This is a genomic window from Brevundimonas sp., assembly GCF_032017145.1.
Lineage (GTDB): Bacteria > Pseudomonadota > Alphaproteobacteria > Caulobacterales > Caulobacteraceae > Brevundimonas.
The window spans coordinates 1-23053 of record NZ_DALZQC010000050.1 but is presented as its reverse complement, the minus strand read 5'-3'; the positions used below and the strand labels follow the sequence as shown (position 1 = coordinate 23053).

General features: G+C 68.1%; 18 protein-coding genes. 14 read left to right on the top strand and 4 right to left on the bottom strand.

The annotated features are described in order from the left end of the window. Positions 1-1379: ATP-binding cassette domain-containing protein (locus RTU05_RS10085; RefSeq protein WP_312597917.1), on the bottom strand; the 1379-nt coding region annotated here is incomplete at its 3' end. A 194-nt stretch (positions 1380-1573) separates the two neighbouring features. On the opposite strand from RTU05_RS10085, the gene RTU05_RS10080 reads away from it, so the two are divergent. The 8 genes from RTU05_RS10080 (at position 1574) to pyk (ending at position 11598) form a co-directional block, all read left to right on the top strand. Further along, positions 1574-3154: a cytochrome ubiquinol oxidase subunit I gene (locus RTU05_RS10080; RefSeq protein WP_312597918.1), complete on the top strand. Its 1581-nt coding sequence runs from the start codon at positions 1574-1576 to the stop codon at positions 3152-3154. A gap of 24 nt (positions 3155-3178) precedes the next feature. After that, the gene (gene cydB, locus RTU05_RS10075; RefSeq protein WP_312597915.1) at positions 3179-4327 is read left to right on the top strand and encodes a cytochrome d ubiquinol oxidase subunit II; all 1149 of its coding nucleotides are present in this window, start codon (positions 3179-3181) and stop codon (positions 4325-4327) included. A 19-nt stretch (positions 4328-4346) separates the two neighbouring features. After that, complete coding sequence (gene cydX / locus RTU05_RS10070) at positions 4347-4496, top strand: cytochrome bd-I oxidase subunit CydX (protein ID WP_312597913.1); 150 nt, start codon at positions 4347-4349, stop codon at positions 4494-4496. Then, entirely contained in the window at positions 4483-5871 is a 1389-nt protein-coding gene (gene hemN / locus RTU05_RS10065; RefSeq protein WP_312597911.1) for an oxygen-independent coproporphyrinogen III oxidase, read from the top strand. Before cydX ends, hemN begins: the two co-directional genes overlap by 14 nt. A gap of 172 nt (positions 5872-6043) precedes the next feature. Further along, entirely contained in the window at positions 6044-7252 is a 1209-nt protein-coding gene (locus RTU05_RS10060; RefSeq protein WP_312597909.1) for an LL-diaminopimelate aminotransferase, read from the top strand. Positions 7253-7258: 6 nt separating this feature from the next. Next, positions 7259-8203: a DUF808 domain-containing protein gene (locus RTU05_RS10055; RefSeq protein WP_312597907.1), complete on the top strand. Its 945-nt coding sequence runs from the start codon at positions 7259-7261 to the stop codon at positions 8201-8203. Between the two features lie 114 nt (positions 8204-8317). Continuing rightward, positions 8318-10015, top strand: coding sequence for an alkaline phosphatase family protein (locus RTU05_RS10050; RefSeq protein ID WP_312597906.1), 1698 nt, complete (start codon positions 8318-8320; stop codon positions 10013-10015). Positions 10016-10152: 137 nt separating this feature from the next. Beyond that, entirely contained in the window at positions 10153-11598 is a 1446-nt protein-coding gene (pyk, locus tag RTU05_RS10045) for a pyruvate kinase (protein WP_312597904.1), read from the top strand. Here pyk and RTU05_RS10040 read toward each other — a convergent pair. Together RTU05_RS10040 and RTU05_RS10035 are read right to left on the bottom strand one after the other, a co-directional pair. Further along, complete coding sequence (locus RTU05_RS10040; RefSeq protein ID WP_312597902.1) at positions 11595-12632, bottom strand: oxidoreductase; 1038 nt, start codon at positions 12630-12632, stop codon at positions 11595-11597. The genes pyk and RTU05_RS10040 overlap by 4 nt on opposite strands. A 7-nt stretch (positions 12633-12639) precedes the next feature. Further along, positions 12640-14076 carry a short-chain fatty acyl-CoA regulator family protein gene (locus RTU05_RS10035; protein WP_312597900.1) on the bottom strand — a complete coding sequence of 479 codons (1437 nt, stop codon included), beginning with the start codon at positions 14074-14076 and terminating at the stop codon, positions 12640-12642. A 131-nt stretch (positions 14077-14207) separates the two neighbouring features. Here RTU05_RS10035 and RTU05_RS10030 point away from each other — a divergent pair, with 131 nt between their 5' ends. Then, on the top strand, positions 14208-15743 hold the full coding sequence (locus tag RTU05_RS10030; RefSeq protein WP_312597898.1) for an acyl-CoA carboxylase subunit beta: 1536 nt from the start codon (positions 14208-14210) through the stop codon (positions 15741-15743). 149 nt (positions 15744-15892) lie between these two features. Here the strand turns inward: RTU05_RS10030 and RTU05_RS10025 are convergent, their stop codons facing one another. Then, positions 15893-16264: a GIY-YIG nuclease family protein gene (locus RTU05_RS10025; RefSeq protein ID WP_312597896.1), complete on the bottom strand. Its 372-nt coding sequence runs from the start codon at positions 16262-16264 to the stop codon at positions 15893-15895. Between the two features lie 125 nt (positions 16265-16389). Here RTU05_RS10025 and RTU05_RS10020 point away from each other — a divergent pair, with 125 nt between their 5' ends. From RTU05_RS10020 to RTU05_RS10000, 5 genes are all read left to right on the top strand, one after another. Then, complete coding sequence (locus RTU05_RS10020; RefSeq protein ID WP_312597894.1) at positions 16390-18369, top strand: acetyl/propionyl/methylcrotonyl-CoA carboxylase subunit alpha; 1980 nt, start codon at positions 16390-16392, stop codon at positions 18367-18369. Between the two features lie 154 nt (positions 18370-18523). Further along, complete coding sequence (locus tag RTU05_RS10015) at positions 18524-19978, top strand: methylmalonyl-CoA mutase family protein (protein ID WP_312597892.1); 1455 nt, start codon at positions 18524-18526, stop codon at positions 19976-19978. Continuing rightward, positions 19975-22134, top strand: coding sequence for a methylmalonyl-CoA mutase (gene scpA, locus RTU05_RS10010; protein ID WP_312597890.1), 2160 nt, complete (start codon positions 19975-19977; stop codon positions 22132-22134). The genes RTU05_RS10015 and scpA overlap by 4 nt, the downstream gene beginning before the upstream one ends. Beyond that, positions 22131-22553, top strand: a complete 423-nt coding sequence (gene mce, locus RTU05_RS10005) for a methylmalonyl-CoA epimerase (protein WP_312597888.1) — start codon at positions 22131-22133, stop codon at positions 22551-22553. The genes scpA and mce overlap by 4 nt, the downstream gene beginning before the upstream one ends. A gap of 61 nt (positions 22554-22614) precedes the next feature. Continuing rightward, positions 22615-23053 (top strand): MliC family protein (locus RTU05_RS10000; RefSeq protein ID WP_312597887.1); only part of this gene is annotated, 439 nt, incomplete at its 3' end.

Genomic DNA, 23053 nt, shown 5'->3' with positions numbered 1-23053 from the left:
CGCTCGTCGATGCGGCGGCCCAGGTCGCCCGACAGACCGGCGGTGCGCGCCGCCATCGCCACCCGGCCGGGGCAACTGGCGGGATCGGCCAGGGCGATGTTGTGGGCCAGGTCGCCCGGCACGACGACGGGCTGCTGGCTGGCCCAGGCGATGCGGCCGGCGACGTCGCCGTCCACGCTTAGCCGGGCCGCGCCGATCTCGACCTCGCCGCCCGTCAGGGGCGCCAGGCCCAGCAGCAGATGCAGGATGCTGGACTTGCCCGCACCGCTGGGCCCCATCAGCGCCACGATCTGCCCCGGCGCGACGTCCAGGTCGAAGTCGCGAACCACGGGCGCGCGACCGTCGTAGGCGATGGCGACGTCGCGGAACCGGATGGCCGGGGCCAGGTCGCCCAGCACCGCGTGCGAACGCCGGATCGACGGCGGCGTGACCAGCGATGGGGCGGCGGCCTCGGCGGCCTGCCGGTCGTGATAGGCGGCGGCCAGGCGGCGCAGCGGCTGATAGACCTCGGGCGCCAGGGCCAGGACGAAGAAGGCGCGCGGCAGGTCCAGGGCCTCCGGCACGGGGAAGGGCAGCAGCCGCAGCAGGTTGAATCCGCAATAGACGGCGATCAGGGCGACAGACAGGGCCGAAAAGAACTCCAGCACGCCCGATGACAGGAAGGCGATGCGCATGACCCGCGCGGTGCGGCGCTCCAGTTCGTCCGACGCCCTGGCGATCCGGTCGGTGGTCGGCGCTGCGGCGTCGAAGGCCAGGATGGCGGGCAGGGTGCGGATGCGGTCGACGAACAGGCCCGACAGCCGCTCCAGCGCCTGGAACTGACGCCGGCTTTCGCCCGCCGCCGCCGTTCCCGCCAAGGCCATGCCGACGATGAAGGGGAACAGGGTGAACAGCAGCACGCCCGCCGCGACGGGGCTGGCGACGGCCGCCGCCGCGATCAACAGCAGGGGCGACAGGCCGGCGGCCAGGCGCAAGGGTGCGAACCGGGCGAAATAGCCGTCCAGCGCGCCGACGCCCTCCACCAGGGCGGTCAGGCGGTCGTTGGAGCGCACGCCGCGCCCGAACAGATCCGCCAGCAACCGCCCCCGCACCTGGGTCTTGACCGCCCGGCCCAGCCGCGCGCCGACGACGACGGCGACCTGGCCGATCAGGGCGCGCGCCATCAGGCTGAGGACCGCCAGCGCCAGCCAGGGGGCGGCTGCGGCCAGGCCATCGCCGAAGTTCGAGATGGCCAGGGCCAGGCCGGCGGCGAAACCGACGGCGGGCGCGACGTCCGCCACGGCCAGCAGACCGGCCAGCATCGCCAGTCTGCGCCAGGGTCGACCGGCGGCCTTCAGCCAGGCGGAAGGCGCGACGGCGTCGGGCGACAGGGTGGTCATCGGCGAACTCCAGCACGTCCCGGCGCGCGGCGCCTCTGGACAAAACGCCGTTGGGCGGAATGTCCAAGGACGAACCGTCCAATAGGTCCGCCGTCGTGCGGGCGCTTTGATCGAGATCAAGGCGACCAGCCGGGCGTGCTTCTAGGGCCATCCAAACGCCGGCGACCGGACTGGCGTGACGGAGCAAAGCCATGATCGACCTCGCGGTCGTCGACCTGTCCCGGCTGCAGTTTGCGCTGACGGCCCTTTATCACTTCCTTTTCGTGCCCCTGACGCTGGGGCTGTCGTTCATGCTGGTCATCATGGAGTCGATCTATGTGATGACCCGCCGGCCCATCTGGCGGACCATCACCCGCTTCTGGGGCGTGCTGTTCGGCATCAACTTCGTGCTGGGCGTCGCGACCGGCATCACCATGGAGTTCCAGTTCGGCATGAACTGGAGCTACTACAGCCACTATGTAGGCGACATCTTCGGCGCGCCGCTGGCCATCGAAGGGCTGATGGCCTTCTTCCTGGAGGCGACGTTCGTCGGCCTGATGTTCTTCGGCTGGGACAAGCTGAAGCCGCACGCCCACCTGTTCGTCACCTTCATGGTCGCGCTGGGCACCAATCTGTCGGCCCTGTGGATCCTGATCGCCAATGGCTGGATGCAGAACCCGGTCGGCGCCGCCTTCAATCCCGACACCATGCGGATGGAGGTGACGGACTTCATGGCCGTGTTGTTCAACCCGGTGGCCCAGGCCAAGTTCGTTCACACCGTCAGCGCCGGCTATGTCTGCGCCTCGGTCTTCGTGCTGGGCGTCTCGGCCTTCTATCTGCTGCGCGGCAAGCACGTGGGTTTCGCCAAGCGGTCGATGACGGTGGCCTCGGCCTTTGGTCTGGCGGCGTCGCTGTCGGTCGTCGTGCTGGGCGACCAGTCCGGCTATGCCCTGACCGATAACCAGAAGATGAAGCTCGCCGCGCTGGAGGCCATGTGGCGCACCGAGCCGGCGCCGGCGGGCCTGACCCTGATCGGCATTCCCTCGATGAAGGATCGCGAGACCCACTTCGGCGTCCACGTGCCGTGGGTCATGGGCCTGATCGCCACCCGCACGATCGACAAGCCGGTCGAGGGCATCTTCGAACTGGTCGCCACGGCCGAGGACCGCATCGAATCCGGCGTCATCGCCTATGATGCGCTCGAGAAGGTCAAGGCTGACCCGGCCGATCCCGTCGCGCGCGGCGTGTTCGAGACCCATCGCCGCGACCTGGGCTACGGCCTGCTTCTGAAGCGCCATGTCGCCGACCCGCGCATGGCCTCGCCCGAACTGATCAAGCAGACGGCGTGGGAGACGGTGCCGAACGTGCCGGCCCTGTTCTGGAGCTTCCGCATCATGGCGGGCGTCGGAATGTTCATGATCGCCCTGTTCGGGACGGCTTTCGTGCTGTGCACCCTGCGCAAGCATCATACGAAGTGGTTCCTGCGCCTGGCCGTGCTGGCCATTCCCCTGCCGTGGATCGCCATCGAGTTCGGGTGGATCCTGGCCGAGTTCGGTCGCCAGCCCTGGGCGGTGGAGGGCGTGCTGCCCACCTTCCTGGGCGCCTCGTCCCTGACCGTGCCGCAGCTGTGGGCCACCATCGTCGGCTTCACCCTGCTGTATGGCGCGCTTGCGGTGGTCGAGGTGCGGCTGATGCTGTTCGCCATCAAGAAGGGGCCGTTCCACGAACAGGAGACGTTCGGCGAACCCAGCCCCGAAGCGCCGGCCGAGCGCGTTCCCGCGCCCGCCGTGGCCTGACCCAAGACCTTAGGACATCCGACAATGGATCTTCCCCTCGACTTCGCCACGCTCCGCCTGATCTGGTGGGGACTGCTGGGCGTGCTTCTGATCGCCTTCGCCCTGACCGACGGTTTCGACCTGGGCGTCGGCGCCCTCCTGCCCTTCGTCGCCAAGACCGACGAGGAGCGCCGCATGGTGATCAACACCGTCGGCGCCACCTGGGAAGGCAACCAGGTGTGGTTCATCCTGGGCGGCGGCGCCATCTTCGCCGCCTGGCCCTTCGTCTATGCCGTCAGCTTCTCGGGCTTCTACCTGGCCATGTTCCTGGTGCTGTCCGCGCTGATCCTGCGGCCGGTGTCGTTCAAATACCGGTCCAAGCGGACATCGCCGCAATGGCGGTCGTTCTGGGACTGGTGCCTGTTCATCGGCGGCTTCGTTCCGGCCCTGGTGTTCGGTGTTGCGGTGGGCAACGTCCTGCTGGGCGCGCCCTTCCATCTGGATGGCGACCTGCGCGCCTTCTACGACGGCAGCCTGCTGGGCCTGTTCACGCCCTTCAGCCTGATCGCCGGCCTGTTGTCGGTGGCCATGCTGGTGCTGCATGGCGCGGCCTGGCTGTCGGTCAAGGCCGAACAGGGGGCGGTGCTGGACCGCGCCCGCACCTTCGGCACCGTCGCCGGAATCCTGGCCCTGGTGCTGTTTGCGGCCGGCGGCCTTTATGTTGCGTACGGCGGTCTGGGCTATCGGATCACCGGCGCGCTGGACATCAACGGCTTCTCCAACCCGCTGCGTACGACCGTCGAGGCCGCGCCCGGCGCCTGGCTGGACAACTACGGCCGCTATCCGTGGATGCTGATCGCGCCGGCCCTGGGCTTCCTGGGCGCCGTGATGGGGCTGATCGGGATGTGGCGCAGGTCGGCAGGTCTGGCGTTCGGCGGGTCGTCCCTGTCGGCGGTCGGCATCATCTCCACCGTCGGCCTGTCGATGTTCCCCTTCATCCTGCCCAGTTCGGTCAATCCGCAGTCCAGCCTGACGGTGTGGAACGCCTCGTCCAGCCATCTGACGCTGTTCATCATGCTGATTGTGACGGTGATCTTCCTGCCGTTGATCCTGATCTACACCGCCTGGGTCTATCGCGTGCTGTGGGGCCGGACCTCGACCGCCGCCCTCAAGACCAACCCCGACCTGTATTGAGCCTTAGGAGCACACGACCATGTGGTATTTTTCCTGGATCCTGGGGCTTGGCCTGGCCGTAGGCTTCGGCGTGCTGAACGGCCTGTGGCACGAGTTCCACCTGTTCGACGAAGGCGACGCCGGCCTGTCCACGCCCGACGCATCGAAAGAGGTCGATGTCCCTCTCTAGTCCCGCCGTCGCATCGCCGGTCGCGTCGTCCGCCGATCTGATCGCGCGCTACGACGCCAATGCGCCGCGCTACACCTCCTATCCGACGGCGGCGCAATTCACGCCCGCCGTCGGGGCCGAACAATGGGGCGACTGGCTGGCCCGCGCGCCGATGGACGAGGCGGTGTCGCTCTATCTGCACATCCCGTTCTGCAAGCGACTGTGCTGGTATTGCGGGTGCAACACCCGGGCGATGAACCGCGAAAGCGTCATCGCCAGCTATGTCGATCTGCTGCTGCGCGAGGCCGATCTTGTGCTGGCGCGGATCGGGCGGCCCGTTCGGGTCGGCTCGATCCATCTTGGCGGGGGCACCCCCAATATGCTGGCGCCCGCCGACCTGGAACGGCTGATCGCCGGTCTGGCGGCCCGGTTCGACCTGGGCGACTGTTTCGAGATCGCCGCCGAACTGGACCCCGAAGTGCTGACGCCGGAATGGGTCGAGGCGGCGGGGCGGATCGGCCTGACCCGCGCCAGCCTGGGGGTGCAGGATCTGTCGCCGGACGTGCAGGCGGCGGTCAACCGGCCCGAACGGTTCGAGACCATCCGCTGGGCGGCCCAGGCCTTGCGCGCCCAGGGCCTCGTTTCGCTGAACCTGGACCTGATGTACGGCCTGCCGCGCCAGACGGCGGAAAACGTCGTCACCACCCTGGGGCTGGTCACGACCCTGCGGCCAGAGCGGATCGCCCTGTTCGGCTATGCCCATGTGCCGTGGATGAAGCCGCACCAGAAGCTGATCAAGGACGCCGAACTGCCCGACGCGCCCTTGCGTTTCCTGCAGAGCCAGGCGGCGGCGCGCTATTTGACCGGCAAGGGCTGGACGCCGATCGGCCTGGATCATTTCGCCCTGCCGCATGACGGGCTGGCGGCGGCGCAACGCGCAGGTCGGCTGCGTCGCAACTTCCAGGGCTACACCACCGACCAGGCGCCGGTTCTGATCGGCCTGGGCGTCTCTTCGATCAGCCGCACGCCGGACGGCTATGTCCAGAACCTGTCGCTGGAGCGGGAGTGGCGGGCCGCCGTCTCCGCGGGCCGTCTTCCGGCGGCGCGGGGCGTGGCGCTGAACGCGCAGGACGTCTTCGTGGCTGCGATCATCGAGCGGTTGATGTGCGACTTCGCCGTCGATGTGGCCCAGGTCGCGGCCCGCCACGACCGCCCAGTCGAAAGCGTCGTGGGGGCCTGGACCCTCCTGCAACGGTTCGCCGAGGACGGGCTGGTCGAGATCGACGGCCATCGGTTAAGCGTCACGGCGCTGGGCCGTCCGTTCGTTCGCGCGGTCTGCGCCGCCTTCGACCCGGCCGCCGTCGCGATCGCCAACCGGCACGCACGGGTGGTCTGACGGCCGCATCGGAGCGGGCGGGGCGCGCTTTCGGCGCGTATCGTGCGCGCGGCTGGAGATTTCGTCGTAATCGGAGGCAAAAACCGCCTTTCTCGCTGGTGCGGGCGGTCGCAGGCGCGCTAATCGCTTGGCAGGCCATTCTTAGGCCCACACCCCGAACGACGAGCCAGTCATGTCCGAAGAATTCTACCGCATGAAGCGGTTGCCGCCCTATGTCATCGCCGAGACCAATGCGATGCGAGCGGCCGCCCGCGCAGCGGGCGAGGATGTGATCGACCTGGGGATGGGCAACCCCGACCTGCCGCCGCCTCAGCACGTCATCGACAAGCTGATCGAAGTCGCCAGGAAGCCTGACGCCCACGGCTATTCCCAGTCCAAGGGCATTCCGGGCCTGCGCCGCGCCCAGGCCAACTATTACGGCCGCCGCTTCGGCGTCGACGTCGACCCCGAGAGCGAGGTCATCGTCACCATGGGCTCCAAGGAAGGTCTGGCCAGCCTGGCCACCGCCATCACCGAGCCGGGCGACGTGATCCTGGCGCCCAATCCGTCCTATCCGATCCACACCTTCGGCTTCATCATCGCCGGAGCCGCGATCCGCAGCGTGCCGACCACCCCGGACGAGAAATATTTCGAGGCGCTGGAGCGGGCCATGGCCTTCACCGTGCCCCGGCCCAAGATCCTGGTGATGAACTATCCGTCGAACCCGACGGCCGAGACGGTCGATCTGGCCTTCTATGAGCGGGTCGTGGACTTCGCCAAGGCCAACGACCTGTGGATCATCAGCGACCTGGCCTATTCGGAGCTGTATTACGACGGCAAGCCGACCGTCTCGATCCTGCAGGTGCCGGGCGCCAAGGACGTGGCGATCGAGTTCACCTCCCTGTCCAAGACCTACAGTATGGCGGGCTGGCGCATCGGTTTCGCGGTCGGCAACAAGACACTGATCGCGGCCATGTCGCGGGTGAAATCCTATCTGGACTATGGCGCCTTCACCCCGATCCAGGCGGCGGCGTGCGCGGCGCTGAACGGGCCGCAGGACATCGTCGAGCAGAACCGTCAACTCTACCACCGCCGTCGCGACGTGCTGATCGACAGCTTCGGCCGCGCCGGTTGGGAGATCCCCAAACCCGCCGCCTCCATGTTCGCCTGGGCGCCGCTGCCGCAGGCCCTGAAGCATCTGGGCAGTCTGGAGTTTTCCAAGCAACTTCTGACCCACGCCAAGGTCGCGGTGGCGGCGGGCGTCGGCTATGGCGAGAATGGCGAGGGCTTCGTCCGCATCGCCATGGTCGAGAACGAGCAGCGCATCCGGCAGGCGGCGCGCAACGTGAAGGCCTATCTGAAATCGCAGGGCGTCAATGTGCCGCCCAGCCGGGAAGACTGATCCACCATGCCCTCTGGACTAATCGCGCTGCTGGACGACGTCGCCGGCATCGCCAAACTGGCGGCCGCCTCGCTGGACGATGTGGGTGCAGCCGCCGGCAGGGCCTCGACAAAGGCGGCGGGGGTGGTGGTGGACGATGCGGCGGTGACGCCGCGCTACGTCACCGGCCTGTCGCCCAGCCGCGAGTTGCCGATCATCGGCAAGATCGCCCTGGGGTCGTTTCGCAACAAGCTGATCATCATCCTGCCGGCCGCCCTGCTGCTCAGCGCCTTCGCGCCGTGGGCCATCACGCCCATCCTGATGTGCGGCGGGACCTATCTGTGTTTCGAGGGGGCGGAAAAGCTGCTGGAGGCCATGGGCCATGGCGGCCACGGCGAGGCGGCGGTCCAGACGGGCGACGCCGCCGCCCTGGAGAAGACCACCGTCTCGGGCGCGGTGCGGACCGACCTGATCCTGTCGGCCGAGATCATGGCCATCGCCCTGGCCGATGTGGCCGCCCAGCCGATCCTGACCCAGGCGGCGGTGCTGGTGGTGGTGGGGGTGGCCATGACCATCGCCGTCTATGGCGCGGTCGGTCTGATCGTGAAGATGGACGACATCGGCCTGGTGCTGGCGCGCCGCGACAACGGCGGGGTGCGCGGCCTGGGCCGGGGGCTGGTCAAGGGGATGCCGGTGGTGATGAGCGCCTTGTCGGTGATCGGCACGGCGGCCATGCTGTGGGTCGGCGGCGGCATCCTGGTGCATGGTTCCCATACGCTGGGCCTGCACTGGCCCGCCGTGCCGCTGGAGCATCTGTCGCACGCGGTCGCGGCCGCGAGCGGACCGCTGGGGCCGGTGACGGGGTGGCTGACGACGGCTGTCGCGTCGTCGGTGGTCGGTCTGATCGTCGGCGGTCTGGTCGTGCTGGTCGTCCATCAGATCGGTCGCCTGCGCGGCAAGGAATCGCGTTAGGGCCGGGCCTGTCCTCGGCGCCTGTCATCCAGATGCAATCCGCAGCCGCTAGAGGCCGCCTGCCTGTCGTTGGAGTGTTCTGTCATGTCGTCGATCAAGCCCTGCGTCCGGTCCGTGTCGCGTAAAGCCGCCTTGGCGGTGCTGGCCACCCTGTCGATGACGGGTGTCGCCAAGGCGCAGGTCGCCGCGCCTGATCGCCCCGCGCCCCAGGCTTCGACGGCGGCCCTGACCCCGCCCAAGCTGATCGTGACCATCGTGGTGGATCAGTTCAGCGCCAATCTGTTCAACCAGTACCGCAGCCGCTACGCGGGCGGTCTGCGCCGCATGGCCGATCAGGGTCTGGTTTCGATCAACGGCTATCAGACCCACGGTCTGACCGAGACCTGCCCCGGCCACTCGACCGTTCTGACGGGAATGCATCCGACCGAGACGGGCATTCCGGCCAACGACTGGATCGACACGAAGACGGGCAAGGAGGTCTATTGCCTGGCCGCGCCGCAGAACCATCTGGCGCATGGCCGCGACGACACCGACAACGGCCCGGTGGGGCCTGACCAGCTGCGCGTCACCACGGTCGGCGACTGGCTGAAGGCCGTCAGCCCGGCCAGCAAGGTCATGGCCGTGTCGGGCAAGGATCGCGGCGCCATCAATCTGGCGGGCCATCGGGGTCAGGCCTTCTGGTTCACCGACGGCTTCGGCCTGACCACCTATGTCGAGCCGGGCCAGACGGCCGAGGCGAAGCTGGCGCCGGTGGCGGCCTTCAACACCGGTTTCAAGGCCTGGATGGCGGCGAACCCGGTGACCTGGGACTATCAGCGCGAAGAATGCCGTGCGCTGGCGGGCGACTGGACCATTCGCGGACAGACCTTTCATTCGGTCCTGCCGCCTGCGGGCCTGAAGTTCGACACCTCGCCCCTGCTGGACGAACAGACGCTGAAGGCGGCTGAGTACCTGCTGGACAGCCAGCGGCTGGGGCAGGGGGCGACCACCGACATGCTGGGCGTCAGCCTGTCCGCCACCGATCGCATCGGCCATATGTACGGCACCCAGGGGCCGGAGATGTGCGAACAGATGTATCGTCTGGATGCCGCCCTGGGCGCCTTCCTCGACAAGCTGTCCCAGGTTCCGGGCGGCGCGCTGGTCGTGCTGACGGCGGACCACGGCGGGTCGGACTTTGTCGAACGCCTGCACCATCACGGCTATCCCCAGGCGCACCGCGTCGATCTGGCGCCGATCGCGGCGATCAACGACAGCCTGCGCCAGCGCTTCAACCTGGCCGACAATCCGTTGCAGATGGGCGGCAGCGGCCTGATGGTGGCGGACAAGCAACTGCGCTCTCTGCCCGATCCGCTGCGGACGCAGGTGGCCGAGGCCGCCGTCGAGATGCTGCGCGCCGTGCCGGACGTCGCCTTCGTGGAGACTCGCGACCGCCTGCTGGCCGATCCTCTGCCTGACACCCGTCAGCCCGAGATGATGACGGTGCGTGAACGGATGCGCCTGTCGACCCTGGCTGAGCGTTCGCCCGACATCATGATCGCCTTCGCGCAGGTGGCGAACCTGGGCGGGCGCGTCGGCGGCACTCTGGCGGGTCACGGGACCCCGTGGGAGTATGACCGCCGCGTGCCGATCATCTTCTGGTGGCCGGGCGCGCATGGCGAGGAGCGGTTCGTGCCGATCCGCACCATCGACATCGCCCCGACCCTGGCCCACGTCATGGGCGTGCCCGCGCCCAAGGTGGAGGGCCGCTGCATGGACCTGAACGGGTTCGCCGTTTCGGATTGCCCGGCGACGGAATCGACGCCAGCGCGATAAACTCCTGTTTCGGAGCCATAAACTCATGTTTCCCGGCGGGCTGGCGGCCTTACTCTAAGGAAGTTTCAAAGGCACAAGGGGCGAAATCGCCCATGTCGTCCGCAAGGGTGACATTCGAGAGCTGACAGGAAACATCCATGAACAGAGCCCGCCGCGCCCGCATCGTCGCGACCCTGGGGCCCGCGAGCCGCGCGCCCAGCACCGTCAAGGCGCTGGCCCAGGCCGGGGTGGACGTGTTCCGCCTGAACTTCAGCCACGGCTCGCACGAAGACCACGCCGCCGCCTTCAAGGCCGTGCGCGGCGCTGAAATGGCGCTGCAGCGCCCGCTGGGCATACTGGCAGACCTGCAGGGGCCCAAGCTGCGTCTGGGGCGGTTCAAGGACGTCGAGATCGCGGTCAAGCCGGGCCACCAGATGCGTTTCGACCTGGACCCGACGCCAGGTGACGAGACGCGGGTGCAGATGCCGCATCCCGAAATCTTCAAGGCCCTGCGCCCCGGCATGCTGCTGCTGCTGGACGACGGGCGGGTGCGTCTGCGTGTCGGGGAACGCACCGACGACTGGGCCGATGTGACGGTCGAGAGCGGCTCCAAACTGTCGGACCGCAAGGGCGTCGCCGTGCCGGAAGCGGTCATCCCCGTGTCGGCCCTGACGCCCAAGGACCGCGAAGACCTGGCCTTTGCGCTGCGTCTCGGCGTCGACTGGGTGGCGCTCAGCTTCGTGCAGAAGCCCGAGGACATGGCCGAGCTGAAGCGGATCGTGAACGGTCAGGCGGCCTGCCTGGCCAAGATCGAGAAGCCGGCGGCCCTGGCCGATCTGGAGGCCATCCTGGATTACTGCGACGGGGTCATGGTCGCGCGCGGCGACCTGGGCGTCGAACTGGACCCCGAGGATGTGCCGGTGGCGCAGAAACAGATCGTGCGCGCCGCCCGCAATCGCGGCGTGCCGGTGATCGTGGCGACCCAGATGCTGGAATCCATGACCAGCGCCCCGGCCCCGACCCGCGCCGAGGCGACAGACGTGGCCAACGCCGTATACGAGGGCGCGGACGCCCTGATGCTGTCGGCCGAAACGGCGTCGGGCGACTATCCACTGGAATCTGTCGGGATCATGAGCCGGATCATCGAACGGGTCGAACGCGATCCCATGTGGCCCAGCCTGATGGGCGCCGAACACGCCGGCATGGACGAACATGATGTGGACGCCCTGGTCGGGGCGGCGCGGATGGCGGCTAACGCGCCTTCGACCGGCTGTCTGGTGGTGTTCACGACCCTGGGCGGCACCGCTAGGCGGATGGCGCGCGAGCGGCCGTTGAAGCCGATCCTGGTGCTGACCCCCAATCCCAATACCGCGCGCCGGCTGGCCCTGGTCTGGGGATTGGAGCCGCGCCTGGGCGAGCAACCGGATTCGCTGGAGGCGGTCACGGACGATGCGGTGAACAGCGCCGTGCGATATGGTTTGGCCGACCCGGGCCAGCGCATCCTGATCCTGGCCGGCACGCCGTTCGGCGCGCCGGGCGCCGCCAATCTGCTGCGGCTGGCCCATGCGCCGGCGGCGACGTCGAAGGGCCGCAAAAAGGGCTAAGGCGCGATCTCGCGTCGTTCCGCCGCGCTTTGCAGGCCCGCGTCGATGATCCGCATGACCGTCAGGGCCTGATCGACGGGAACGGGGGGCGGACCTTCGCGCCGGATCGCGTCGCGCATCGCCGCGTAGAAGGCTGGATAGTCGCCGCGCTCCGGCCTCGGCGTCGTGTGCGCCGCGTGGCCGTCGATCACCTGGGTCAGAACGCCCGGCGAGGGATCGACGCCCCAGTCGGCGTCGCCGGGGCGCAGACCCGCCTTGGACTGGCCCTCCTGGGCGTCCAGACCATGTTTGACGAAACTGCCGCCGTCGCCATGCACGACGTAGCGCAGGCCGGATTCGGCGGCGAGATGCCCCATGTTCAGGATCACGCGCAGCCGGTCGTAGCGCAGCAGGACGTGGGCGTAGTCGATGGCCGTGGCGCCCCGACGCTGGGCCTGAAGGTCGGCATAGACGCCCAGCGGCGGCCCGAACAACTGCACCGCCTGGTCGATCAGATGCGGGCCGAGGTCGGCCCAGACGCCGCCGTCGCGCTGGTCCTTCCAGCGGTCGGTGACCTGTGGGCGAAAGCGGTCGTAATGGCTTTCGAACACCGCGATCTCGCCCAGAGCGCCCTCGGCGATCAGGCGGCGCAGGGTCAGGAAGTCGGCGTCCCAGCGGCGGTTCTGGAACACGCTGAATACGCCCGGCGCTGTCTTCGCCACAGCGGCGACGGCTTCGGCGTCGGCCAGGGTGGCGGCGAAGGGCTTGTCCACGACGACCGACTTGCCCGCCCTCAGCGCGGCGATGGATTGTTCGGCGTGAAGGGAGTCCGGTGTGGCGACGATGATCAGGCCGATGTCCTCGCGCGCCAGCGCACTGTCCAGATCGGACAGCACCTCGACCTGGGGCCAATCGGCGTGAACCGCGTCGGGCCGGGACGAGACGACGGCGCGCAGGGCCAGGCCGGGCGTCGCGGAAATCAGCGGCGCGTGGAAGGTCTGGCCCGCCAGGCCATAGCCGACGACGGCGACGCCGATGGGGTCGGTTGAGGTCATGCCCCGATCAATAGCGGTCCGGACGCGGGCCATCCAGCACATAGGGCACCACGCCGCGCTCGTTCTCCGGCACGTGCAGGGCGCGGTCGATGGGCGGGAAGGCGCGTTGGGTGCAGTCGGTGCGCTCGCAGATGCGACAACTGACGCCGATGCGGGTGGCCGGGCCGTTCAGGTCCAGGCCGGCCGCATAGACCAGGGCCGAGGCGTGTTCGACCTCGCACCCCAGCGACAGGGCGTAGCGGCGGTCGTTGGCCAGGTATGAGCCGCTGGGCTTGGACACGCTGCGGGCGATGGAGATGTAGCGCGATCCATCGGGCATCTCGGCCAGTTGCACCCCGATCCGGTCGGGCGCGGCGAAGGCTTCATGCACGTTCCACAAGGGGCAGGCGCCGCCGAAACGGGCGAACTGGAACCGTGTCGCGCTGTGGCGCTTGGTGATGTTGCCGGCCATGTCCACGCGGGCGAAATAGAAGGGCACGCCGCGCCAGCCGGGCTTCTGCAGGGTCGACAGCCGATGGCAGACCTGTTCGAAACTGACCTGGAAACGGGTCAGCAGCCGGTCGATGTCGTGCTTTTCTTCCCGCGCCGCCTCCAGGAAGGCGCGATAGGGCAGGAGCAGGGCGCCTGCCGCATAGTTGGCCAGACCCACGCGCGCCACCGCGCGCGCGGCGTCGGTGCGGAAGGCGGCCTGATCCAGTTCCGCCTCGATCAGGTCGCGGAAGGACAGCAGGGACAACTGGTGCGCCAACTGAAACGACCGGCTGGCCCCCGGCTGCCAGGCGTCCAGCGTCAGGACGCGGCTGGCCGGATCATAGCGGCGCAGCGCATCCTGCCCGGCGGCGTAGACGACCCGCACGCCGTGGGTCTCGGCCAGGGCCGCCTCCAGCGCCCGTTCGACCTGACCCTCCTGCGGCAGGGTCGCCGCCAGCGCCTCGGCCGCCGTGTCCAGCGCATCGATATAGTTGTCGCGATAGTGGAAGAAGTCGCGCACCTCCTCATAGGGCAACAGGGCGACGCTGGCGCCGTATTCGTCGCGGCCCAGGGTGTCGTCCAGCGCCTTCACCCGCTCGTCCAGACGGCGGAAGGTCTGGTGCAGGGCCAGGAATTGCCGCGCCAGTCGCGGCAGGTTGGCGACCGCCTGTTTCAGCTCGGCGGCGGTGGGCGGCTCGGCGCCGCCGGTCGTCGGCCCGGCGATGTCGGTCGTGGCTTCGCGCAGGTCGGCCAGCAGTCGCGCGTCGCCCTCCAGATCGAACAGGCTGGCGTCCACATGGAAGGCGCGCGTCAGGGCGATCAGCACCCGGGCCGTGGCCGGCCGCTGGTTCGTCTCCAACTGCGACAGATAGGAGGGCGACAGGCCCAGACGTTCGGCGCACGCCTCCAGCGTCCAGCCGCGCGCCTCGCGCAGCTTGCGAAGTTTCGCGCCGAGAAAAAGCTTCTCAGCCATTTGCAGTTTTGCAAATCATCGGAAAGTCCTTTGCAAGTCGGCGCAGTTCCACACTTTTTGCAAAGTTGCGTTTGCATGTTTGCAATGAAGGCGCCACGCCTTTCTCCACGAACAAGAGGCGTAAACCCATCATGACTCAAGCCATCCTTGAAGAACTGGAGCGTCGTCGCACCGCCGCGAAACAGGGCGGTGGGGAAAAGCGTATCGCCGCCCAGCACGCCAAGGGCAAGCTGACGGCGCGCGAACGCATCGACGTGCTGCTGGACGAGGGCTCCTTCGAGGAGACCGACATGTTCGTCGAGCACCGCAGCCACGACTTCGGCATGCAGGACCAGCGCATCCCCGGCGACGGGGTGGTGACCGGGCGCGGCACCATCGGCGGGCGGCTGGTCTATGTCTTCTCCAAGGACTTCACCGTCTTCGGCGGATCGCTGTCGGGCGCCCATGCGGCCAAGATCGTCAAGCTGCAGAAGATGGCCCTGACCACCGGCGCGCCGATCATCGGCCTGTTCGACGCCGGCGGCGCGCGGATTCAGGAGGGCGTCGAGAGCCTGGCCGGATACGCCGACATCTTCCTGCAGAACACCCTGGCCTCGGGCGTCATTCCCCAGATCAGCGTGATCATGGGGCCGTGCGCGGGCGGCGACGTCTATTCCCCCGCCATCACCGACTTCATCTTCATGGTGAAGGACACCTCCTACATGTATGTGACCGGCCCCGACGTGGTGAAGACCGTCACCAACGAGGTCGTCAGCCATGAGGACCTGGGCGGCGCCCGCGTCCATGCCGGCAAGTCGGGCGTGGCGGACGGGGCGTTCGAGAACGATCTGGAGGCCCTGTCGGAGGTGCGCCGCCTGATCGGCTTCCTGCCGCTGTCGAACCGTGAAAAGCCGCCGGTGCGCGAAAGCTATGACGAGCCCGAGCGGGACGAGCCGTCGCTGGACACCCTGATCCCGGCAAATCCGAACCAGCCCTATGATATGAAGGAGCTGATCCTGAAGGTGGTCGACGAGGCCGACTTCTTCGAGATCGGCGTTGACTTCGCCAAGAACATCATCACCGGCTTCGGGCGGCTGGACGGCCACACGGTCGGCATCGTCGCCAACCAGCCCCAGGTGCTGGCGGGCGTGCTGGACATCGATTCAAGCCGCAAGGCCGCGCGGTTCGTGCGTTTCTGCGACGCCTTCGAGATTCCGCTGGTGACCTTGGTGGATGTGCCGGGCTTCATGCCGGGGACCAAGCAGGAATACGGCGCCCTGATCAAACATGGGGCGAAGCTGCTGTTCGCCTATGCCGAGGCGACGGTTCCGAAGCTGACCCTGATCACGCGCAAGGCCTATGGCGGCGCCTATGACGTGATGAGTTCCAAACACCTGCGCGGCGACGTCAACTACGCCTGGCCCACCGCCGAGATCGCGGTCATGGGCGCCAAGGGCGCGGTCGAGATCATCTTCAGGAAAGAGGCCGGCGACCCCGCCGCCCTGGCCGCGCGCGAGGCCGAGTACAAGGACCGGTTCGCCAACCCCTTCGTGGCGGCGGGCCTGGGATACATCGACGACGTCATCATGCCGCACGGGACGCGGCGGCGGCTGGTGAAGGCGCTGCGGACGCTGAAGAACAAGGTCCAGGAGAACTCCTGGAAGAAGCACGACAATATTCCGCTGTGAGGATGGCGTTTTTGGCACCCCCTTCACTCGTCATCCTAGGCCTTGTGCCTAGGATCCAGAGACTCCGTCGAGGACGGGGCGCACCGTCGAACACCGGGAGTCTGGATCCTCGCCACAAGGGCGAGGATGACGGATTTGGGAGGAGGGCGTTACTCCTCCGGCGGCGTCCAGTCACGGTAGGCGTCCCAATCAGGCTCCATGCCCGCCGCTCGCACCAACCCTTCGAACAGGTCGCTCCAATCCGGGTTCGTTCGCTCGATCAGGTTCGTCTTCCAATCGCGCGGCCAGCGCTTCAGCGACTTCTCACGTTGGATCGCGCCGATGATGGTCTCGTGAAATTCATACCAGACGAGCCGTTTCAGACCGTGGCGTTTGGAGAAGCCTTCGATGACGCCAGCGCGGTGTTCGCCGACGCGCGTGATCAGTTGGCTGGTGACGCCGATATAGAGCGTTCCATGCATCCGGTTGGTCATGATGTAGCAGCCGATCAGGCTGTCGCGGCCCACCATCGCATCCCCCATATCCCGTCATCCTCGGGCTTGTCCCGAGGATCCAGACTCCCGCTATCGTTCGTGGCCCACCGGCCGCGACGGAGTTTCTGGATCCGAGGCGCAAGGCCTAGGATGACGGCAGAGGAAATATAGCCATGTTCTCCAAAATCCTCATCGCCAACCGGGGCGAGATCGCGGTTCGGATCATCAAGACCTGCCGCAAGATGGGCATCCAGACGGTGCAGGTCTATTCGGAGGCTGACGCCGGGTCGCTGGCGGTCGAGATGGCCGACGAGGCGGTGCTGATCGGGCCGGCGCCGGCGGCGCAGTCCTATCTTCTGGCGGACAAGATCGTCGAGGCGGTGCGCCAGACGGCGGCGCAGGCCGTGCATCCGGGCTTTGGGTTCCTGAGCGAGAACGCAGGGTTCGCACGGCGGCTGAGGGACGAGGGGATCGCCTTCATCGGCCCGAACCCCGAGGCCATCGAGGCCATGGGCGACAAGATCAGCTCCAAGAAGCTGGCGGCCGAGGCGGGGGTCTCGACCGTGCCGGGCCATATGGGCCTGATCGAGACGCCGGACGAGGCGGTCAGGATCGCCAACGAGATCGGCTATCCGATCATGATCAAGGCGTCGGCCGGCGGCGGCGGCAAGGGCATCCGCGTGGCCCATTCGGACGCCGACATGGCCGAGGGGTTCGCGGCGGTGAAGGCCGAGGCGCTGAACGCCTTTGGCGACGACCGGGTCTTCCTGGAGAAGTTCATCGTCGATCCGCGCCACATCGAGATCCAGGTGCTGGGCGACAAGCACGGCCATGTGGTTCACCTGTTCGAGCGCGAATGCTCGATCCAGCGCCGCAACCAGAAGGTCATCGAAGAGGCGCCGAGCCCCCTGCTGGACGAGGCTACCCGCGCGGCCATGGGGGCGCAGGCCGTCGCCCTGGCCCAGGCCGTGAACTATGATTCAGCAGGCACGGTCGAGTTTGTCGCGGGGCAGGACAAGAGCTTCTACTTCCTGGAGATGAACACCCGCCTTCAGGTCGAGCATCCGGTGACGGAGCTGATCACGGGCGTAGATCTGGTCGAACAGATGATCCGTTCGGCCTGGGGCGAGACGCTGGCCTTCGAGCAGAAGGACCTGTCGATCAACGGCTGGGCCATCGAGAGCCGCATCTACGCCGAGGATCCCTATCGCGGCTTCTTGCCGTCCATCGGCCGGCTGGTTCGCTACGAGCAGCCGGAGGAGGGCGATCAGGGGGGCTACACGGTCCGTAACGACTCCGGCGTCCGCGAGGGCGACGAGATCAGCATGTTCTACGACCCCATGATCGCCAAACTGTGCGCCTGGGGCGAGACGCGGGCGGATGCGGTCGAGGGCTTGGCCCGCGCGCTGGAGGACACGCACCTGTCGGGCCTGGGGCACAATGTGCCCTTCCTGGCGGCGGTGATGGATCAGGACCGGTTCAAGTCGGGGAATCTTTCGACCAGCTATATCAAGGACGAGTTCCCGGACGGCTTCCACGGGCTGAAGCCGACCGTTGAACAGGAACGAATCCTGATCGCCTCAGCCCTGGCGATGCATGAGGTGATCGCCGAACAGGACGGCGACCCGTCCGAGCGCACCGACTGGATCGTCATGATCGACAAGACGCCGCACGGCGTCAGCCTGTCCTATGACGAGGACGAGGAGATGATCCTGACCCTGACGGGTGGCGGCGACATCCGCCTGTCGGACATCGACTGGCGGCCCGGTCTGGCCCAGTTCAAGGCCGATCTGGACGGCGAGGCGTTCACCGCCGAGGTCAAGCGCGTCGCCGACGGCTTCGACATCCGTCACCGCGCGGCCAAGGCGCGGGTGCGGGTGCTGCGGCCCCATGTCGCCGAGATGTACGCCCGCCTGCCGGAAAAGGCGGTGGCGGACACGTCGAAGATGGTGCTGTCGCCCATGCCGGGGCTGGTCGTGTCGATCCCGGTGGTCGTGGGCCAGGAGGTCAAGACCGGCGAGACCGTGGCCATCATCGAAGCCATGAAGATGCAGAACATCCTGAAGGCCGAACGCGACGGCGTGGTGAAGGCCGTCGGCGCCAAGGACGGCGACCCGGTGGCGGCGGACGATGTGCTGGTGGAGTTCGGGTGATGCTCGCGTTGAAGAGCCCCTCCGTCTCTCCGCTTCGCTCCGAGCCACCTCCCCATTGCATGGGGAGGAGACGAGAGCCTGTCTCCTCCCCGCTCGCGGGGAGGGGGACCGCGAAGCGGTGGAGGGGTTCTTCACGACGCACGGGCGGCGTCGCATGACCTTCCCCAATCCCACGCCGCTGGAGTGGCGCGAGTCGGCTGAGAAGGCGCTGAAGGACCGGCCGCTGGAATCGCTGCTGCATCTGGATGCGGACCAGCTGGTCACACGCCCCCTGTACGCAGACGCGACCGGGGTGCAGGCGGTGTTCGCGCCCCGCCCATCGGATGCAGAAGGACGGGCGTGGGACCTGCGCACCTCGGTCGAGGGCGATGACGCCGAGGCGGTGAACGCCGCCATCCTGACCGATCTGCAGGAAGGGGCGGCGTCGGTGCTGATCAGCGGCGGGGTGCTGGCCGATGCGGCGACGCTGGGTCGGGCGCTGGAGGGCGTGGCGCTGGAGCTGGCGCCGGTGGCGCTGGACGCCGGGTTCGCGGGCGTCGAGGCGGCGGAGACGCTGGCGGTCGTGGCCAAGGGTTCGCCCCGCGCCATGCTGCGCTTCCATCTGGACCCGATCTCGGCCTTTGCAGAGGCAGGCGGATCGCCGCGCGGGATCGACGACGATCTGGGCGCGGCGGCCGAAGCGGCCGTGCGTCATTCGGGCGTCTATCCCGACGCCAGCCTGTTTCTGGCCAGCGGGCGCGTGGCGCATGAGGCGGGCGGATCGGCGGCGCAGGAACTGGCCTTCGCGGCGTGCGGCGGGGTCGCCTATGTGAAGGCGGCGGTCGCGGCGGGTCTGTCGGTCGAGGCGGCGCTGAAGGGCGTGGTCATCGGCCTGTCGGTCGATCAGGAGTATTTCGACGCCTTGGCCAAGGTTCGGGCCATGCGGCTGATCTGGGCCAATCTGTCCCGCGCATTCGGGGCGGAGACGCCTGCGGTCATCGAGGCGCGGTCGTCGCGGCGGATGCTGTCGGCGCGCGACCCTTGGCCGAACCTGCTGCGGCTGACGGCGGCGGGGTTCGCGGGCGCGGTCGGCGGGGCGGATGTGGTGGTGCTGGACGGTTTCACCCGCGCCTCGGGGCGGCCCGACGCCTTCGCCCGCAGGCAGGCGCGCAATACGCAACTGGTCCTGATGGAGGAGGCCAATCTGGGCCGGGTCGACGATCCGGCGGCGGGCAGCTGGTATCTGGACGCGCGGACCCATGATCTGGCGCTGGCAGGCTGGACCGAGTTCCAGGCCGTCGAGGCCGAGGGCGGTCTGGTGGAGGCGCTGAAGGGCGGCGTCATCCAGCCGCGCATCGCCCGGGCCCGTCAGGTGCGAGAGGCGGCTCTGGCGAACGGCGCCGCCCAGATCATCGGCGTGACGAAGTATGTCGATCCCGAACCGCGGCAGGCGCCGGTTGAAACTGCTCGTCCTTCCCGGGCGATCGAAGAGCGAACCCGGAGCCCAGAAGGGCATCTCGAACCCCTGGGTTCCGGGTTCTCCGCTGCGCGTAGCCCCGGAAGGACGGGTGGGGTGGAGCCGCTGGCCCCCATCCGCTTCGCCGCAGCCTTCGAGGAGGCAGGCCAATGACCTTTCCCGACTTCGGCAAGATCACCCTGGACCTCGGCGCGACCGGGCGGGGGCCTGTCCGCGATCCATGGAAGACGCCCGAGGGGCTGACGGTCGAGACGGCCTATGGTCCGCAGGCGCTGGAGGGGCTGGAGCAGCTTCACGGCCTGCCGGGGTTCGCCCCCTTCGTGCGCGGGCCGTATCCGACCATGTATGCGGGCAATCCGTGGACGATCCGCCAATACGCGGGCTTCTCGACCGCCGAGGAATCCAACGCCTTCTATCGCCGCAACCTGGCGGCGGGTCAGAAGGGCCTGTCCATCGCCTTCGATCTGGCGACACACCGGGGCTATGACTCGGACCACCCTCGGGTGAAGGGCGATGTCGGCATGGCGGGCGTGGCCATCGACAGCATCTATGACATGCGGACCCTGTTCGACGGTATCCCACTGGACCAGATGTCGGTGTCGATGACGATGAACGGGGCGGTGCTGCCGATCCTGGCGCTGTATGTCGTCGCGGCCGAGGAACAGGGCGTCGATCACGCCAAGCTGACCGGGACCATTCAGAACGACATTCTGAAGGAGTTCATGGTCAGGAACACCTACATCTATCCGCCCGAACCCTCGATGCGGATCATCGCGGACATCTTCGCCTGGACCGCGCAGGAGACGCCCAAGTTCAACAGCATCTCCATCTCCGGCTATCATATGCAGGAGGCGGGGGCTTCGGCGGATATCGAGCTGGCCTACACCCTGGCGGACGGGATCGAATATCTGCGGGCGGGCGTCGCGGCGGGGATGCCGATCGACCGGTTCGCGCCGCGCCTCAGCTTCTTCTGGGCCATCGGCATGAACTATTTCATGGAGGTGGCCAAGATGCGGGCCGGTCGGCTTCTTTGGGCCGAGGCGGTCAAGCGCGAGGGCGGGGAAAACCCCAAGAGCCTGTCGCTGCGGGCCCACTGTCAGACGTCCGGCTGGTCGCTGGCGGCGCAGGACGTGTTCAACAATGTGCCGCGCACCATGGTCGAGGCCATGGCGGCGGCGGGCGGCCAGACGCAGAGCCTGCACACCAATGCGCTGGACGAGGCCCTGGCCCTGCCGACCGACTTCTCGGCCCGGATCGCGCGCAATACGCAGATCCTGCTGCAGCAGGAGACGGGGCTGACGCGGGTGATCGACCCGTGGGGCGGCAGCTATTATGTCGAGCGGCTGACCCACGAACTGGCCGAACGGGCGCGCGCCCACATGGCCGAGGTCGAGGCGCTGGGCGGCATGGCCAAGGCCATCGAGGCGGGCATTCCCAAGCTGCGCATCGAGGAGTCCGCCGCCAAGACCCAGGCCCGGATCGACACCGGTCAGCAGACGGTGGTGGGGGTGAACAAATATCTGAACCCCGACGTCGACGACATTCCGATGCTGAAGGTCGACAACGCCGCCGTTCTGGCCGCCCAGATCGACAAGCTGAAACGGCTGCGCGCCGAGCGGGACCAGACGGCGACCGATGCGGCGCTTCAGGCCCTGACCAACGGCGCGCGGGGCAAGGCCAACCTGCTGGAACTGGCGGTGCAGGCCGCTCGCGCCAAGGCGACGGTGGGCGAGATTTCGGACGCCCTGGAGGCCGCCTTCGGCCGTCACGTGGCGACGGTCCAGACCGTTTCGGGCGTGTATGCCAAGGAGGCCGGACGCGATCCGCGCTTCGCCCGCGCGCGCGACATGGTGGCGACATTCGTGGAGAACGACGGCGGCCCGCCGCGCATCCTGATCGCCAAACTGGGGCAGGACGGGCACGACCGGGGCCAGAAGGTGGTCGCCACCGGATATGGCGATCTGGGCTTCGACGTCACGGCGGGCAGCCTGTTCCAGACCCCGGCCGAGGCCGCGCGCGATGCGGTGGAGAAGGGCGTCCATGCGGTCGGCGCCTCGTCCCTGGCGGCGGGGCATCTGACGCTGGTTCCCGAATTGAAGGCCGAGCTAGAGCGGCTGGGCCGGCCCGACATCATGATCGTGGTGGGGGGCGTCATTCCGCCCTCCGACGTGCAGCCGTTGCTGGATATGGGCGCGGCGGCCGTCTATCCGCCCGGATCGGCCATTGCGAACACCGCGGTCGACCTGATCGAGAAACTGAACCAGCGCCTGGGCTACGCCCAGCCAGCACCCAACAAGGACAAGTCATGATCGGCGCCCTGAACCACGTCGGCGTGGCGACGCCCTCCATCGCGGACTCGATCAAGCTGTATCGCGACGTGCTGGGCGCGACCCGGATCGGCGAGCCGTTCGACCTGCCGGCCCAGGGGGTGAAGGTCTGTTTCGTCGATACGCCGACGGCCCAGATCGAACTGATCGAACCCTATGACGCAACCAGCCCCATCACCGGCTTTCTCGCCAAGAACCCCAAGGGCGGCCAGCACCACGTCTGTTTCGAGGTCGCGGACATCCACGCCGCCATCGCCGAGATGCGGGCCAAGGGGGTGACCATCCTGGGCACGGGCGAGCCGCGCATCGGGGCGCACGGGACGCCGGTGGTGTTTCTGCATCCCCGCGACATGGGCGGCGTGCTGATCGAACTGATGGAGACGCCGAAAGACGGTCACTGAGCGCGTCAAGCGGAGCCTTTCAGGCGGTTCGCTCGTTGATGGCGAAACGAGAGGACACGACATGATGTCGCACCGCCTGACCGCATTCGTCGCCATCGCCGCCCTGACGGGCGCGGCCGCCTGTTCGCAGGCGGCCCCTGACCAGCCGACCGCGCCGGCCGAGCCGCAACCGGCCCAGACTTCGACCGCGCCGGCGGTCGGATACGCCTGTGAAAGCGGGGCGACCCTGCAGGTGCAATATGCCGACAGCGACAGCGCCCAACTGACCTATCAGAACCGCGCCTACGCCCTGCGCTCGGTCCAGTCGGCCAGCGGCGCCCGCTATGTCGGGGCGGGCATGGAGTGGTGGACGGCGACCCGCGACGGCCAGGAGAGCGGCACGCTGAGCCGGCTGGGGCCGGACGGAACGACGGGCGTGGCGGTGCTGGAACGTTGCTCGCGGCCGATCCCAGGCGCCGACCCGACGCCGGGACCAATGCCGACGCCGGCCCAGACGCCCA

Excerpts from the sequence above, each read along its gene's own strand:
- cydB (WP_312597915.1), top strand. The coding sequence starts at position 3,179 with ATGGATCTTCCCCTCGACTTCGCCACGCTCCGCCTGATCTGGTGGGGA.
- cydX (WP_312597913.1), top strand. The coding sequence starts at position 4,347 with ATGTGGTATTTTTCCTGGATCCTGGGGCTTGGCCTGGCCGTAGGCTTC.
- hemN (WP_312597911.1), top strand. The coding sequence starts at position 4,483 with ATGTCCCTCTCTAGTCCCGCCGTCGCATCGCCGGTCGCGTCGTCCGCC.
- RTU05_RS10060 (WP_312597909.1), top strand. The coding sequence starts at position 6,044 with ATGTCCGAAGAATTCTACCGCATGAAGCGGTTGCCGCCCTATGTCATC.
- RTU05_RS10055 (WP_312597907.1), top strand. The coding sequence starts at position 7,259 with ATGCCCTCTGGACTAATCGCGCTGCTGGACGACGTCGCCGGCATCGCC.
- pyk (WP_312597904.1), top strand. The coding sequence starts at position 10,153 with ATGAACAGAGCCCGCCGCGCCCGCATCGTCGCGACCCTGGGGCCCGCG.
- RTU05_RS10040 (WP_312597902.1), bottom strand. The coding sequence starts at position 12,632 with ATGACCTCAACCGACCCCATCGGCGTCGCCGTCGTCGGCTATGGCCTG.
- RTU05_RS10035 (WP_312597900.1), bottom strand. The coding sequence starts at position 14,076 with ATGGCTGAGAAGCTTTTTCTCGGCGCGAAACTTCGCAAGCTGCGCGAG.
- RTU05_RS10030 (WP_312597898.1), top strand. The coding sequence starts at position 14,208 with ATGACTCAAGCCATCCTTGAAGAACTGGAGCGTCGTCGCACCGCCGCG.
- RTU05_RS10025 (WP_312597896.1), bottom strand. The coding sequence starts at position 16,264 with ATGGGGGATGCGATGGTGGGCCGCGACAGCCTGATCGGCTGCTACATC.
- RTU05_RS10020 (WP_312597894.1), top strand. The coding sequence starts at position 16,390 with ATGTTCTCCAAAATCCTCATCGCCAACCGGGGCGAGATCGCGGTTCGG.
- RTU05_RS10015 (WP_312597892.1), top strand. The coding sequence starts at position 18,524 with ATGACCTTCCCCAATCCCACGCCGCTGGAGTGGCGCGAGTCGGCTGAG.
- scpA (WP_312597890.1), top strand. The coding sequence starts at position 19,975 with ATGACCTTTCCCGACTTCGGCAAGATCACCCTGGACCTCGGCGCGACC.
- mce (WP_312597888.1), top strand. The coding sequence starts at position 22,131 with ATGATCGGCGCCCTGAACCACGTCGGCGTGGCGACGCCCTCCATCGCG.